At 44.6% G+C, this 15,843-nt stretch carries 15 protein-coding genes; 9 read left to right on the top strand and 6 right to left on the bottom strand.

The window, feature by feature from the left end:
• On the bottom strand, window positions 1-282 hold a 282-nt coding region (locus P8O70_07585), incomplete at its 3' end, for an IS982 family transposase (protein ID MDG2196740.1).
• A gap of 305 nt (window positions 283-587) precedes the next feature.
• Between P8O70_07585 and P8O70_07590 the strand changes: the two genes are divergently transcribed.
• The 9 genes from P8O70_07590 to P8O70_07630 all read left to right on the top strand — a co-directional run bounded on the left by P8O70_07590 (window position 588) and on the right by P8O70_07630 (window position 9,328).
• The gene (locus P8O70_07590) at window positions 588-1,352 is read left to right on the top strand and encodes a phytanoyl-CoA dioxygenase family protein (protein MDG2196741.1); all 765 of its coding nucleotides are present in this window, start codon (window positions 588-590) and stop codon (window positions 1,350-1,352) included.
• 278 nt (window positions 1,353-1,630) lie between these two features.
• Window positions 1,631-2,620 carry an ABC transporter substrate-binding protein gene (locus P8O70_07595; protein MDG2196742.1) on the top strand — a complete coding sequence of 330 codons (990 nt, stop codon included), beginning with the start codon at window positions 1,631-1,633 and terminating at the stop codon, window positions 2,618-2,620.
• A gap of 57 nt (window positions 2,621-2,677) precedes the next feature.
• On the top strand, window positions 2,678-3,445 hold the full coding sequence (locus P8O70_07600) for an ABC transporter ATP-binding protein (GenBank protein ID MDG2196743.1): 768 nt from the start codon (window positions 2,678-2,680) through the stop codon (window positions 3,443-3,445).
• On the top strand, window positions 3,442-4,230 hold the full coding sequence (locus P8O70_07605; protein MDG2196744.1) for an ABC transporter permease: 789 nt from the start codon (window positions 3,442-3,444) through the stop codon (window positions 4,228-4,230). The genes P8O70_07600 and P8O70_07605 overlap by 4 nt, the downstream gene beginning before the upstream one ends.
• A gap of 3 nt (window positions 4,231-4,233) precedes the next feature.
• Complete coding sequence (locus tag P8O70_07610) at window positions 4,234-5,517, top strand: hypothetical protein (protein MDG2196745.1); 1,284 nt, start codon at window positions 4,234-4,236, stop codon at window positions 5,515-5,517.
• Window positions 5,518-5,520: 3 nt separating this feature from the next.
• Complete coding sequence (locus P8O70_07615; GenBank protein ID MDG2196746.1) at window positions 5,521-6,468, top strand: dihydrodipicolinate synthase family protein; 948 nt, start codon at window positions 5,521-5,523, stop codon at window positions 6,466-6,468.
• Window positions 6,465-7,397 carry a D-2-hydroxyacid dehydrogenase gene (locus P8O70_07620; protein ID MDG2196747.1) on the top strand — a complete coding sequence of 311 codons (933 nt, stop codon included), beginning with the start codon at window positions 6,465-6,467 and terminating at the stop codon, window positions 7,395-7,397. Before P8O70_07615 ends, P8O70_07620 begins: the two co-directional genes overlap by 4 nt.
• Window position 7,398: 1 nt before the next feature.
• A complete protein-coding gene (locus tag P8O70_07625) occupies window positions 7,399-8,598 on the top strand; it encodes an enolase C-terminal domain-like protein (GenBank protein ID MDG2196748.1) in 1,200 nt (399 codons plus the stop codon).
• Window positions 8,579-9,328 carry a GntR family transcriptional regulator gene (locus P8O70_07630; GenBank protein MDG2196749.1) on the top strand — a complete coding sequence of 250 codons (750 nt, stop codon included), beginning with the start codon at window positions 8,579-8,581 and terminating at the stop codon, window positions 9,326-9,328. Before P8O70_07625 ends, P8O70_07630 begins: the two co-directional genes overlap by 20 nt.
• Window positions 9,329-9,346: 18 nt before the next feature.
• Here the strand turns inward: P8O70_07630 and P8O70_07635 are convergent, their stop codons facing one another.
• The 5 genes from P8O70_07635 to P8O70_07655 all read right to left on the bottom strand — a co-directional run bounded on the left by P8O70_07635 (window position 9,347) and on the right by P8O70_07655 (window position 15,822).
• A complete protein-coding gene (locus tag P8O70_07635) occupies window positions 9,347-10,513 on the bottom strand; it encodes an MFS transporter (GenBank protein MDG2196750.1) in 1,167 nt (388 codons plus the stop codon).
• Between the two features lie 117 nt (window positions 10,514-10,630).
• Window positions 10,631-11,290, bottom strand: a complete 660-nt coding sequence (locus P8O70_07640) for a class II aldolase/adducin family protein (GenBank protein MDG2196751.1) — start codon at window positions 11,288-11,290, stop codon at window positions 10,631-10,633.
• A gap of 96 nt (window positions 11,291-11,386) precedes the next feature.
• Entirely contained in the window at window positions 11,387-12,184 is a 798-nt protein-coding gene (locus P8O70_07645; protein MDG2196752.1) for an HAD-IIB family hydrolase, read from the bottom strand.
• Entirely contained in the window at window positions 12,175-13,497 is a 1,323-nt protein-coding gene (locus P8O70_07650) for an iron-containing alcohol dehydrogenase (protein ID MDG2196753.1), read from the bottom strand. The genes P8O70_07645 and P8O70_07650 overlap by 10 nt, the downstream gene beginning before the upstream one ends.
• Before the next feature lie 135 nt (window positions 13,498-13,632).
• Window positions 13,633-15,822: a bifunctional rhamnulose-1-phosphate aldolase/short-chain dehydrogenase gene (locus tag P8O70_07655; GenBank protein ID MDG2196754.1), complete on the bottom strand. Its 2,190-nt coding sequence runs from the start codon at window positions 15,820-15,822 to the stop codon at window positions 13,633-13,635.
• Between the last annotated feature and the right edge of the window lie 21 nt (window positions 15,823-15,843).

Raw genomic sequence — 15,843 nt, forward strand, 5'->3', positions numbered from 1 at the left:
CCAAAGGACCCGAGGAAGAAGCTGGACCACACGAGTGTAGCTGGGGGCATCGGAAAACTCACGATGCCAGCGCCCAAGGACCTGTTCGGTGTAGTAGCCCTTGAAGTTGCGGTAGCCTTGAGATTGATGGAACAGGACGAGAAGGGTCATGAGTTCACTCGGGCTCAGGCTTGTGGAACGTTGGCGAACACGACGAGGCCCAAGTAACAGATCTTGTGGCCCCTCAAAACTGAAATTGCAGTAGAAATCGTCAAGATTGCAATAGATGGTCGTCAAATCCATGGGAGCCTCCTTGGTCGGGGATGATGCCTGGAAATATCAATCCCTCAGACTATCAGGTGGCTCCCGCTTATCCAAAACTCACGTTAAATAAGAACACTACTAGTAGTTTTTATATGATCTAACTCGGTATCCAAGTAATTTTAAAAAAATTCAGAATCCTCTAAAAGCAAACTGTCTATTGAAGCTTATGCAGAGTGTCATATAATTTATCAAAAAATTTATTTCAACTAACAAATAGAAATCTTTGTTTTAGATCAAATTTACGTATTACCTTTCCAATCTAAAATGTTCAAAGAGTATTTCCCATGGATGAAAATTACCAAGGGTTATCCAAATACGAAGTACAGCAATATCATGAAAACGGATGGATCGGGCCATTAACACTTATTTCAGAATTAGAAATGGGTCAGTTCAGAAACAGGCTTGATATTGAAATTTTTGAACCAGCCCTTGCATCTAAAATAGATGAAAAATATTTCTGTCATAATCGGCATTTAGACAATTCAACGGTGTATCAGTTACTAACTCATCCAAATTTGGCAAAAAAGGCAGAAAGTATATTAGGACCTGATATTGTTCTCTGGAGAAGCAATTTTCAGCTCAAATTGCCCTTAAGCCAACAAGATGAGTGGGATACTGGTGTTCCCTGGCATCAAGATTGTGCATATTTTCAACCTTCACCCAATGTTATATTATCTGCTTGGATAGCTATTGATCGTGTAGAAAAATCAAATGGATGTATGCAAATCTTGTCTGGTAGCCATAAAAAGCTATATCCACATATTCAGACTGACGGTTTAAAGATGTTTGAGAAAACTGCGGATATTGATGCTTTTGAGCCCAATGATGCTACATTCATAGAATTGAATCCCGGAGAATTTATATTTTTTAATGAAAGTACACTTCATTCATCGCTACCTAATAAATCCGAAACCAGAAGACTTGGGATCTCCCCAAGGCTGACCGTGCCTTTCGTAAATTTGAGCGAAAGCTTGAGCAATAGTGCTCTTATGCTTACTGGAAAAGACTACATGGGAAATTTTGATATCATGCTTCCTCCTTCTAAATGAGTTGATTTTCGTTTCATTATTTATCAACTCTCATATCCAATTTAACTAACTCGTACAAGGTGGCCCCCATCAATTCGGCAAACTGACAGAATTTCTTGGATTTTTTCACTCATACTTACCCAATAAAGTAGACTTATCGATTTTATAATGTATATAAAATGAATGCGAACATATTTTGAGTTCGTGGGCTCTGCTTCATTGTTACGGGTGAAGTTGGGGTTAACATTTCTCCTATTTAGTAACCACGCGGCATTGCCCGCTATTGTCCAGGAGTTAGAATGAAGAAAATTATCTCTATCTTGAGCTTAGTCTTACTAGCAACTGTAGCGACTGTGCAGGCTGCTGATGAGGTTAGATTGCGACTGAACTGGATGTATTATGGTTCCCATGCAGGTTTTGCATATGGCAAGGATAAGGGCTTGTACAAAGCAGCCGGGATTGATCTCGATATTCGCTCTGGCAACGGTTCATCCTCAGCACACCGACTTGTAGCGAATAAAGATAGCCATTTTGCTTACGGATCTTGTGCAGCAATGGTAAATTTAGCTGCCAAGGGAGCTCCAATTGTTTCTGTCGCAGTAATTGATGCAACCGGTACAGAAGCGATTCTCGTTAGACCGGATAGTGGAGTGAAAACTGTTCAAGATCTAAAAGGAAAGAAAATTTTGACGACAGCCAATGCAGGAGTGAATACCTTCTTCCCGCTCGTTCTTCAGAACAACGGCATGTCAGTCAGTGATGTCAACTTGACCAATGTGCCTGATGGTGCCTTGGTTTCAAGCTACCTCCAAGGTTCAGGGGGATCTGTAGCTATCCTCGGGGGATTGGATGACAAGCCAGCTGAAATCAAAGCCAATGGTGGTGATGATCCTGTTGCCTTTGCCTATTCCGATTATGGTGTGAATCAGGTTGGATATTGTATTTCCACACATCAGGACACTCTCGAAAACAATCCTGGATTAGTCGAGCGCTTTGTCCGTGCCTCTGTGATTGCCTACAAGGAAACCGAGAAAAATCCAGATATGGCAGTTCAGTCAATGGCTGACATTGTAGGTGGTACCATGGCAGAAGAGGCAGGCGTTGCCCAAGCTCGATCGGTCTTGGATGTGACCTTAGGCATCCTTTATTCAAAGGAGAACACCAGCCGAAAGCTTGGTTATCATGTTGCTTCTGACTGGGAAGACATGATTTCATTGATGAAAGAATTTAATGATTTAAAGACTAGCGATCCATCCTCCGCCTTCTACACAAATCAGTTCATTCCATAATAACTTTCAATAATATTGGGAGGCATTCAAACCTCCCATCATCCTCCTAAGTTCCTTTTGAACACGGCGATTCAAATTCAGGGAGTTTCAAAAGTCTTTACGACTGATGATGGCCCCCTTGTCGCTTTTGGCCCCGCTGACCTAGACATCCAAGAAGGTGAGTTTGTTTCACTGCTTGGTCCCTCCGGTTGCGGAAAATCCACATTGCTAATGATGCTAGCTGGTTTGGAAAAACCATCATCAGGGAAAATCTCTTTGAACCAGACCCCAGTCCGTTCTCCGAGAAATGACATCGGGGTCATGTTCCAAGAAAGCACGCTTGTGCCCTGGCGGACCGTATTGGGGAATATCGAATTACAGTTAGAATTGAGAGGGGAGAGACCAGAAAATTTTCGTGAGAAAATCGATTCTTTGCTGAATTCCGTCTCTCTGAAGGGTATGGAGCAGAGGATGCCCCATGAACTTTCTGGCGGGATGCAGCAAAGAGCTGCACTATGCCAAGCTTTGATTCATCAACCTCAGACACTTTTACTGGATGAACCCCTTGGCAAGTTGGATGCGATGACTCGTGAAAATATTCGAGGAGATTTGCAGAAGCTATGGCTCGACAAAAAACCAACTGTCGTGATGGTAACGCATAGCATTGAAGAAGCTGTGCAGATGTCAACTCGGGTCTATCTGATCAGCCCGCGTCCTGGAAAAATCGATAAAGTTGTTGATATTGAAATGGACTACCCAAGGAACCTGGCAGTCAAACAGGATCCAAGATTTATTCAGTATATTGGGGACATACACTCTGTCTTTCACGGATACGGGGTGCTATGAGTGAAAAAGCATTGAATCGCCTGGTTCGATGGATCTCTGAATCCTGGATGATGTTTGCCTTCTTCGCATGCTTCTTCCTATTGTGGGAGTGGTCGATAGATTGGTTTGAGGTCCCCAAATATATTCTCAACAAGCCCTCTGAAATCATCACAAATTCCGCTGCAGACCTGCCGCGCTTGATGCAGTACACCTACATCACTGGATTAGAAACTGTTCTGGGGTTTGTGGTTGCAATCTGCCTAGCAATTCCCATTGGAGTGGCGATTACCTTTTCGAACATCCTGCGGAAAACTTTATATCCATTCCTAGTCAGCGTGGAAATGGTCCCCAAGATTGCTTTTGCCCCTCTATTCATTTCCTGGCTGGGTTTTGGCCTGCTTCCCAAAGTGATTATTGTCTTTTTGGTCTGTTTCTTCCCAATTGTTTTGAATGCGATTCTTGCCTTTGGCTCATTGAGTCAGGAACTGGATCGGTTTTCCCAAATCACTGGTTCCTCTAAAATCAAAATTTTCCTTAAGATTCGCATCCCCTTTGCTCTACCCCAATGTTTTGTGGGCATCAAGTATGCTGCCATCAATGCGACTGTTGGGGCCGCCATTGCAGAATTCATAGGTAGTGACCAAGGCCTCGGCTTCTACATTCAAATTGTCACTGGGAACATGAGACCTGATTTAGCTTTCGCTGGAATATTTCTTTTGACTCTTTTGGGACTTGGCCTTTTTGGGATTGTTACTCTTGTGGAGCGGCTGATGATTCCTTGGCATATTTCACAAAGAAGAGGCTAACACATGAGCTTTCCGGAAGACTTCTTACACATCTGCCAAGATGACTTCTCAGGAATTTTAAGGGGGAAAACCCTTTGTCATCCCACGGAAAAACCGATTCAAGACTGCAAAACAGGTTGGATTCCAAGCAACGCACTGATTACTTTTTTTGGCGCCCTTACCCCTTTACCAGACGTGGAGGTCGGTGATCTACAATTTGTTCCAGCTCTAGAAAAACCAATTAGCATTAAAAGTGAGGATGGGCTGATAAATAGCCGATTGCTCTTTGGTAAATTTCTTAACCTTGATGGTTCACCGTGGGGTTCTTGTACACGAAGCATTTTGGAGGATGCCCTTCATCAACTTCGAACAAAATATGAACTGGAACTCGAAATCGGTATCGAGTTGGAATTTTATCTATTGGACAACTCGCGCAGCTATTTAAATGCTTACTCTCTTGAATCCTTTATTGAGGAAGAAAAATTTCTTGCTGAGTACGCAGAATTACTGATTAGTTCTGGTGTGGGATTGAAGTCCATTCACTCTGAGAATGGTACTTCTCAATACGAATTGGCGATCAATCGCAATTCTCCAATGGAAGCAGCAGATCAAATGGTGCTGACTAAAGCAATTGGTCAGATTCTCGCCACCAAGCGGAAGCGGCATCTATCATTTTCACCTATTGTTGATCAGGCCAAGGTAGGCAGCGGACTGCACATTCATTTTTCGTTACGCAAGTTGAATGGACAACCCTGTAATCTCGGAGCTAACGGGAAGGTTTCTGAACTGGCAGGAGCTTTCCTAAATGGATTGCTTGGTCATCTTGGAGGCCTGCTCGCTTTCACATCACCCAGTGTGATCTCACCGATGCGCTATAAACCACCCCGTTGGACAGCCTACTACAACAATTTTGCAGTAGCTGACCGAAAGGCCGCGATTAGAATGACACAGATCGGGGAGGGTGATCAGGCAACTCATTTCGAAATGAGAACAGCAGATGCCAGTGCAAATGCCTATCTCATGCTTGCCGGGATGATTCACGCTGGCATGCTGGGATTGGCAAAAAACATCACAGAAGTCCCGATTGTACCCACATCCAGTGCTCAAAAGAGCCAGCATCCTAATATTCAACGTTTGCCTGAAACGCTAGAGGATTGTCTTCACCAACTTGAGCACGATGTAGACTTCATCAAGAAATTCGACCAAGAATTCTTGCGTAGCTATCTGGCTGTCAAGCACTATGAAATTCGTCTTCTTCATGAAAGAAGTGAGGCAGAGTTGATTCAACTTCACACCAAACACTATTGAACTATGGATTACACCCAATTAAAAAAAGACCTTGAGGGTCTGTACATCACAATTCCGACATTGTTCAACGATCCCGACATGACCATCAATCAAGACGGAATCAGGCAACATATTACTTTCTTGAGAAATAACGGGATCAATCGAAAAAATGCGGTGCTGCTGGCCGGAGGTGCAGCAGGGGATTTTTCTACAATGAGTTTTGAGGAGCGAGTTCAAGTTGCCAGAATTGTCAAAGATGCTGCTGGAGACATCCCTGTCGCAGTGGGAGCTCAGACAACCAGCACATTTGAACTTGTACGACTAGCCCAGGTGGCTGAGGAAATTGGAGCTTCATTTATCCAGGTTTCCTGCCCGTTCTACTTTAACCATACTCAGGATGATTTTTATGAGCACATCTTGGCTGTCAGCCGCTCAGCGAAGATTGGTCTGATCATCTACAACACCTTCTGGACAAGTGCTGAAGTGTCTTTTGGGATGGTGGAGAGGCTGATTGAAATTCCCCAACTCGTTGGTCTCAAATGGGCTACAAAAAGGTCCGTTGCGATGGAATTTGAAGATGTTGTCCAGACCTTCTCATCCAAGTTGACAGTCATTGACAATGACCTCCTGTTCCCCATCAGTCATATGCTGGGCGCAAAGGCTTTCGAAGTTCACCTTTGCAATCACTGGCCAGAGTGGGGTGTCAAGTTGTTGGCTACCTTGGAAGCCGGTGACTATAAGCAAGTGGAACTGGACATGATTAAAGAGGCTTTGCCATACTATCGACTATGGAAAAAAATTGAACAGACATACACAGTCGGAGATGGCTTTGTCGATAAACTTTGTATGGAGCTGATCGGGCTCCCATCGAGCCGTTGCCGTCCACCCACAAGGGACATTCGGGAACAATACCGTGAAGAAGCACGCCAAATGTTGATTCAATGTGGGACCCCAAGAGTGGTTACTGCATGAAAGTTTACTCTTATCAAAAGCTTGATGAACAACAGCAAGAGCGATTGCAAAGAATTCAGGGGGTGCAGCAAGCCTGTTTTTACCAAGGAAATGGAAACGAGACTGATCCTCCTGTAGATTTTATCGAATCTTCTATTTGCTTTGGGAATCCCCCAGCAGATTGGTTGCCGCATGCCAATCAAATGAAGTGGATTCAATTGATCTCAGTAGGTTTTGGAGAGTACTTGCCGTATGCCCAACTTATTCAGCAAAAGGATCTGACGATCACAAATCTCAAGGGTTTCTTTAGAGTCCCTGTAGCTGAATCCATCCTGGGTGGGATTTTTTCGCTTTATCGCCAGTTGAATCAACTTAGACAGCTACAAACGGAAAGGAAATGGGCTGGGGATGACTTGCGTGAATCACTGAGAACATTGATGGGAAGAAAGGTCGTTCTAATCGGTAGAGGGGCGATCCATCAGCAATTAATTGCCTACCTGGCACCTTTCAAGTGCGAGATTTCCGTGTTTGGCAGTGACTACAACTCAGTTCAATTAGACCAAGCACTAAACCAAGCTGACATCCTGGTCTGTGCGGTACCTGCTACTCCAAAGACCAACCATATTTTACACTCTGAACGCCTAGCTCTACTTCCCAAAAATGCGATTTTTTTGAATTTTGGTCGTAGCAATATTGTTGATACACCTGCGTTGATCCAGATGCTGGAGACAGAACAGTTGGCTGGGGCTGTGCTAGATGTCACTGATGATGAGCCTTTAGGTCCGAAGGATCCACTTTGGACTACCCCTAATCTCCTCTTGACTCAACATACCTCTGGAGGGATGCCCCAAGAAACTGACAGAAAATTGGATTTCTTCGATAATAATCTTCAGCGACACCGAAAAGGGGAAGAGTTGATTAACGAAATTGACCTTAGTAAGGGGTACTGAGATGCCACTGATCAGTCAAATAAAAACCTTATTACTGAGTTCTCCATACGCCCACGCAGATCATCCAGAAATTCTTGAGTGCTTCCCGAATGGTCCTAAACGTACGGTAGGGATGGTGGAAATTACTCTAGACAATGGAGTGAAAGGGGTTGGAGAAGGTTACCTCGCCGTGTTTGCTCCTGAAGTTTTCAGAGCCATTGTGGACTTGTGCAGACCCTATCTGGAAGGTACGGAGGCATTCGATCGCAAGGAGCGAGTTCGTGACTTGTGTAGAATCTGCGATTATTGGTCCCTGCAAGGGGCTGCCAGACATGTAATCAGTGCCTTCGAAATTGCCTTGGTAGATGCTCATTCAAAAAGTATGGGAAAGCCAGCTTGGCAGCTCTTTACAGATTCTCCAGACAAGAGCATCCGAGCATATGGGAGTGGTGGCATCTGTGATACCAAAGAGCATTTTACTCAAGAGATGGACATGCTCTCAAAATTAGGCATTGATCTCTTTAAAATACGTTCGGTCAAATCTGATATTTATCGCACCGCTTGGGTCTTAAATGATGCAAACAACAGAGGAATGAAGGTAGGCGTAGACATGTGCCAAAATTTGGCAAATCCTCCTCAAGCAGTCAATGATGTTGTTCAGTTCATTGAAAAAACTCAGAATCTTTCAGGACAGGAAATGGCCTTTGTTGAGGAAGCAATTGGGCCACATGATACCGGAGGATTCAAAGAACTTAGAAAAAAGACTCTTGTTCCAGTCTGTGGGGGAGAAATCATTACTACTCCATGGGACATGATCAGCCGAATGAGAGATCAGGTGTACGAATTCGTTCAGCCTGATGCCTCAGTGATTGGGGGTTTTTCAGCGTTGGAAGAGATTTTTGAAGCATCTGCGGAGACCAAAACAGCTGCAGTGGTTCATGCTTGGGGGGGACCTGTCGCAATGATGGCCAATTACCACGCTGCATTCGGGCTCGGAGGGAAATTGGTTGAGTATCCTATGTTAGCTTTCCCTCTTGGGGATGTGTTGCTCGCAGATAGTTTACGAATTGAGAATGGGCACATAACCTGTCCAACTACCCCTGGAATTGGGATTGAGATCACTCCTGAAGTTGAAGCAGAATTCCCTTTTGATCCAGAAGCAGTTTACTCCTGCAAACTGCTAAATCGTGGAGCCCCTAGTGATGAATCTTGGAAAGACTGAAAGGTCAGAAAGTAATTCTCTGTTGAGCAACATACGACTTCTAGAAAAAATTGATCGTTCCAGCCTCCGGGATCAAGTGCTTACTTCGATCAGAAATGCAATTATCACCGGAAAATTGAGAGCCTCCGATAAAATCTCAGAAGTTGAATTGAGCAAACAGTTTGGGGTCAGCCGGACTCCCGTGCGTGAAGCGATTCGTACTTTGGAATTACATGGCTTCATTGAAGTCCATCCGAAAAATGGGACCTATATCGCCAGTTTTGACTCAGAGGAGTTACAGGATGGCCTTCATGTCCGTGTTGCTTTGGAGGAATTAGCACTCAAACAGGCACTGGAGAGAATGAATTCCAGAGATTGGCAAAGGCACTGTGATCATCTTGAATGCTTGATTCAATCCATGTTTTCAGCTGCTGATGAACTGGACCCTGTCTCAGACATTGAACTCGATATGGAATTTCATACGTTGATGATGGATGCTGCGCAAAATCGGATTCTCAGCCGAAGTTGGAAGCTGTCAGGAGCTTCTAACATCATTTGGTCTTTGGAGCATGTACTTTACCCACATACCAAAAATGAACTAAACGAACATGCCAAGCGCCATGTCTCATTGTTGGAAGTCTTAAGGGGCAGAAATTTGGAAGCCTGCTTGGATGCAATCCGGCATCACATTCTTCGCAAAATCAATGACATCCAAACTGTTGGGACTGAACACGCTCTTCAAAAAGCTTAGCAGGGTGAGGATTCGTTATTAGTTCTTTGTTACCTTGTTTTCACTGAGCATTCCTGGGCCAAAAACTCCGAGGATCAAACAAAATACAACGATCAACCCCAAAGCACCTTGAAGCCCAATTAATTCAGCCAAAAATCCTATTATCGGTGGTCCTAACAAAAACCCACAGTAACCCAAAGTCGCAACTCCGGCGATTCCAGTACCAGCAGAGACACCAGGAAGGCGGCTCGCCTCTCCAAACATGATCGGGACAATGTTTGCCAAACCGAATCCCAAGCAAGCAAAACCGAGCCATGCTGAAAAAGTTGTTCCCCAGAAAAGCCCAAGACCTAGTCCAAGTGCACCAAGTGCCGCTGTATACCTGACGAGTTGAACTCTACCCAGCTTAAGGATCACCCAATCACCGGTTAGTCTTCCGATCATCATTGTCATCGTAAAGATCGTGAAGGTAAGCGCAGCTTGGCTGGGGGAAGCACCAAGGACTGAGCTTGAATAGATTGCCGACCAGTCCACAGCAGTACCCTCCGAAACCATTCCTAGCAAACACAAAAGACCAAGCGAAAGCACTTTGCCAGAGGGTCTCACCAGTAATGGAGTTTTTTCACCCTTTTCCTCCTGTGGGGAGGGAATCATCGAGAAGGATGAAGCTCCAAGGATTATCGTCAAAATCAAAGATGAAAATGCTACGTGTTGGAGAGGTGTAAAATTCATAGTCAGGGCAACCGTTGCAGTCGCTCCTCCGGTCATTGCTCCCAGGCTCCAGAGTCCATGGAAGGATGACATGATGGGTTTCTCCAAGCCATTTTCAACCATCACAGCTTGAGCGTTCATTGCTACGTCCATGGTTCCAATCCCTGCTCCAGCAATGATCAGAACAAGGATGATTATCGTAATCTGATCCAACCAAAAAACTAAAGGAAGCAATAAAATAAGCAGGCACCCTCCCATAATCACCGGAAGACGGCTGCCGAATGAGTGGATCACCCTCCCAGCAACAAGCATCATCGTGACTGCACCGATGGCATGACACAACAACATCAACCCCATTTCTGATTCAGTAAGCTGGAACTTATTTTGAAGCCAAGGCAGGTGTGGTGCAATGGAGGCAAACCCCATCCCGTTTGTGAAGAAAATAAACGAAATAGCGAGGCGTGCCTTGCGGAAAGACACCGCAGAATTATTCAAAGTTTCTTATGCTCTTGAGGGAGGAATGTAGAGAAGGATAAGCGCAACAAATTTTTTACGTAGTTCTGAATTCAAGAACAAATTTTTTTGTTGCACTTACTACGGGGAGGGTGAAAATTATTTTGGATCTTGCAGTCCGTAGGTTGAGAAACCTTTCATAGTTTCATCAATCTGAGCATCTGTCAGAATGTTTGGTCCTCCAATCAACAGGCTGTGGTAGTACTGCTTCGAGATGGTTTCCAGTTCAACTGCCAGCCACATTGCTTTGTCCAACGAAGTTCCTGTTGCAATCATCCCATGATTCGCAAGTAAGCAGCAATTTCTGTCCTCCAAAGCCTCCAAAGCATATTGGGACAGCGCTTCTGTACCGTACCGGGCATACGGAGCACAACGAATCGTTGGTCCTCCTGCAGCTGCAATCATGTAGTGGCAGGCTGGTATTCCCCGACCTGTGATTGCAATTGTGGTCGCATAGGTTGAGTGAGTGTGAACAACGCCATTCACTTGGGGGCGTGACTTGATGATGTCCAAGTGAAAACGCCATTCTGTAGAAGGCTTGAGTAGCCCTTCCCAACTTCCATATTCTCCCTCTAAGGGCATGGAAGTAATCATTTCTGGTTTCAATTGCTCGTAGGGAATCCCGCTTGGAGTGATCAACATCTGGTTCTTGTATCTAGCAGAGATATTCCCAGAAGTACCTTGGTTGAGTCCTGATGCGTTCATCCAAAGACACTTATCAATGATTGCTTGTCGTAATTCTTTCTCAGCCTTGGTCATGGAAATGGTGCTCCAAATTGGGGTTTATTGATTCTTAACTCAGTGTTTGAGTCAAAGAGAATTACAATTTTTGAAAAAGTATTTTTTCAAAAATGTCTAAATTCTATTTTTCAACAGATGGTCAACTAGCTCAACAAATCCCGCTCCACTTTCTTGGCAGGTCACCCACGTTGGAGGGTGTCGAAGTTGATCTTTGAAATTTTGCACATTGGCAACGCCAACAGCATTTGGGAAGTACTGAAACATGGGTTCGTCATTCGGGCTATCACCAACATAAATAAACTTCTCTCGTTGTTCACTCAATTCGAAACCCAATTTTGAACTAACAAACAACTGGCATGTCGAGAGCTTGTCATAATCCCCAAACCAACCGTTGACGTGAATTGATGAGATTTTGGCAACAGCACCTGCGACTTCAAATATTTTTTTAATCTTCAGTACTGATTCGTTTGGAAGAGGGACTACATCTTCACAAAAGTCAACAGCCAAATCTGCTTCCCGGTAGGCCTGATCTGCACTGATTGCTGAACCAGAAACCTTTTGGAGAATTTCCTTTTCGAGTGTGGAAAGTTTTGTCTGGTCTTCGAGTCGTTGTGCCTCACTCCTTACATAACATCTGCGCATCTTCGCAGCATTTCGATCGTAAGCAAAATAGAACGCGCCGTTTTCTCCCACAACTCCATCAACTGGCCAGAAGCGCGCAATCATATCACACCAGCCAGCTGGTCTACCTGTGATGGGTATGGTGACTAAGCCAGCTTGTTGAAGCTTTTCAATGGCAAGGTATGCTGCTCCTTCTAAGCGGCCATCGGTGGTCACTGTGTCATCAATGTCGAAGAAAACTCCCCGAAGATTTTGACAAACTTCTGTTGGAATATGATTGATCAGGCGCAATTCATTTCCTCTGAGGCGAAATCTTCCAATAAGCCAGCATCAGCAGCGATGTCTAGGAAAGAGAAGCGGTTCCGCATCTCTCGGCAATGGACAATCGCATCGCGATATAGTTCAGCATCTACTCCAAGCTCCTTATAGTTGACAGCCCCACCAGAGGACTTCAGCATCTCTTCCATTTCATCGACTGAAATCAAAAACGGCTGTACTTCTTCTTTCAGTTCTGTCCATATCTCCTGCAATCTCTCATTAGCCTGCTCCAAGAACGCACCTTCAAAAGACTTCTTGGAAAACTCATCTCTACATTGTTTGGCTATTTCTTTACCCATTCGCCTTTCCATATCCGGCAAATCAATGATGGTTTCCTTCAGCGTTGGTGGTTTATCGGAACTGAGTAACTGACTTTGAAGTCTGGCCATCGTTAAAGAAGCAACTCCAACCTGTTGACCATGCAAGGTCCCTGGGTGTCGATCTCCAGCGAAGCAATCTATGTAATGAGAAATTTGGTGTTCGCCCATTGAGCCTGCATTGGAAACCCCAGAGAATGAAACACCCAAGCCCCCAAGTGTGAGCACTCGGTGTAGATACCCCGTAGCTTCAATATCACCTGTCGGTAATTGCCCGGCACGGGAATTCAGTTCAGGTTCATCTTTCTCTTGAATAATGTAGGGAGATTGGAGGTAGAGCGTTCCCAACAAACGGTGAGAAAGCCACCAGTCAACTTGGGCGACAGACCGACATAAACAATCTCCAAAACCAGAGGCTGCCAGGTAGGATGGTGCAGAAGCTGACACACTTAGATCGACAAAAAAACCAGCTGGTGCATGTGATGGTAATGAGATTTTCAGTCCCGAATCTAAACGCATTGAGGCTGTAGCAGAAGTGTAGCCATTCATTGAACCGGAGGTCGCAAAAACCGCATACCGCTGGCCATTCAGCATTGTTGAATGTTTACAAATGTCATTCACTGTTCCTGAACCACAAGCAACAACACCGTCAAATGAGCTCAATTTTGGCCTCAACTCCTCAACAAAACTAAGGTCAGCATGAGGATGATCAAGAATTATCACCTGCATTTCACCTGATGAACTGAAAGCGTTCTTTATTCTTTTTCCAAGAACTTTGTAGGTAGTCCCATCACAGACGAGCAATAAATTTTTGCTCAAGCCAACTTGCTTGAGGAGTTCAACCTCTTGTCCTTCCAGGTTCTCTTTGATTACGATCGATTCAAAAGGTACCGAAGCTAACTCCTGTGTCTCGGGATTCATCCATCTACCGTCAACCAGGTCGTCAATTAATTCTGTCCAGTTATCCATACTTTACAATTTTCAATCTGTTAGTTTTTTTAAATATTTCTCATTCAAGAGATGGATCATTTTAGAACTATCTGATTTTTGTTGGAGACTAAAGCCTGAGTTGTTCATGTCACACTATCAGTAGAGCAAACACCTTTAGCGAACAAATGCTTCATGGAGGCCTCCATCCACGTTCAGCAATTGTCCTGTTGTTCTGGAAAGTCGCTCTGAGGCCATTAAAAACAGAGCTTCTGCCTGATGATCAGCGGAAATTTCTGTTTTCAGCAGAGTCCGCTGCGCATAAAAAGTTGCCAGACGATTTCTCAAAGCTTCTGTATCTTCTTCTTCGTTGAACGGTAATTGATACTTCGCAAGAGAAGATAAAACTCGGTCCCTGGGGAACATACTGCTACCGGCGACTACAGTTGCTGGAGCCAAGGCATTCACACGTACAAATGGAGCTAGTTGAATGGCTAATTCCCGCACAAGATGATTCAGGGCAGCTTTGGAACTGTCATAAGCCAAGCTTCCGACTTTACTAACAGTCGCATTTACTGAAGAAGTTAGGATCAGATTTGCGGGAAGCTCCTGTCTTATCCAAACTTGGTGTGCCTCCTCTGCAACCATTGCAGGACCAATCACATTGACATCATAGGTCTGACGCCATTGGCTATCGGAAATTCGACCAGAGTCATCCGGAGGAAAGAAAATTCCAGCAGTGACGATGAGTGTATCCATTCCGCCATAGGCCATGAGGACATCATCAAACAAGTTACGAACACTTTCTCTATCAGTCATATTTGCTGTTCGGGCGAGGGTGGGGCCACATGAACTCAAGCCAGTCCCAGAGACTCCAATTCCCAAACCAACTTTCTGTACCAATTCATCTGCGGTTCTTGCCGAACTGGAGGAGTCGAAGTCAGCACAAACTACATGTGCACCTTCTTTGAGGAGTCGATGGCAGGTAGCTTTTCCAATTCCAGAGCCTGCCCCTATAACAACAGCCACCTGTCTGGACATTTCCTGTTCTGGGGGCATTCGTCTAAGTTTAGCTTCTTCCAAAAGCCAATACTCGATATCAAAAGCCTCTTGCTGATCAATTGCTACATACTCATCCACAGCCTCTGCACCGCGCATAACCTCAAGTGCACAATTGTAGAATTCCGCGGTGACGCGGCTCTCACTTTTGTTTTTACCCCAGGCGATCATGCCAAGGCCGGGAATTAGTACAATACTTGGGTTGGTATTTCTTATGGCAGGCGAATCGTTACGCTTACATCGATCATAATAAGAAGTGTAATCCTCACGATATTTCTCCAGACCTATTTTAATCAAACTCTTCAGTTGATCTAAATTCTGGTTGTGAGGATCCCATGGAACATACATTGGCTTAATTTTGGTTCTCAGAAAATGATCTGGGCAACTAGTTCCAAGCTCTGCCAAGCGAACTACGTCCTTGGAATTGACGAAGTAGCGCATCATGTCATCATCCTGAACTGTGGCAATCAATCGTTTATCTGAAGCTACCTGTCCACGCAACCAAGGGAGAATTTCCACAATTGCTGTTCTTCGCTGCTCTTGCGAGAGATCGGGATATTGATTTCCCCCAAATGTGAGTTCCCCTTTGTCGTGCTTTGAGAGATAGGCATCAGCTTTTTGAATAATCTCTACTGTCCATTCATAACATTCCTGATCACTATCTGCCCAATTGATTACTCCATGGCCCCCAAGAAGAACTCCCCTCGCCTTTGGATGATCCTCGCAAATTTTCTGAAGTTGTAATCCAAGATCAAAACCTGGCCTTTGCCAAGGGAACCATATCAAATCTTCACCCCAAATTTCTTTTGTCAGATCTTGGGACCTTTTGGACGCTGCAATTGAGATTACTGAATTGGGATGCATGTGATCCACATGCTTGTGTGGTATGAAAGCATGCAGGGGTGTATCAATGGAGGCCGCACGGGAGTTAAGATTGAAAGTACAGTGGGGGTACATCCCCACCATCTCATCTTCAATATTAGTCTTATAACCTTTCACAGGTGCGGATTTATATTTTGGGATGAGATTAAGTAGTTTCTGTTGATATAGAGAAGAGAAATTTTCACGCTTCGATGTGCGTAGATCGCCTCCGGAACCCTTTACCCACAACACTTCTGTTTGCTGACCAGTAAGAGGATCGATTTCGAGAATCTTCGCAGAGGTATTCCCTCCCCCAGTATTTGTAATACGTTGATCTGATCCAAGTAGATTAGAGCGATAGATAAGTTTACTAACCAGATCGAGTGAATCAGCGTAAGATTCGTCCCAGTTAGGGTATGAGCGGTCCAGTGCCTTAGGATATTTCATGGTGTTATCCAATAAATTTTG

It is taken from the genome of SAR324 cluster bacterium (assembly GCA_029245725.1).
Lineage (GTDB): Bacteria > SAR324 > SAR324 > SAR324 > NAC60-12 > JCVI-SCAAA005.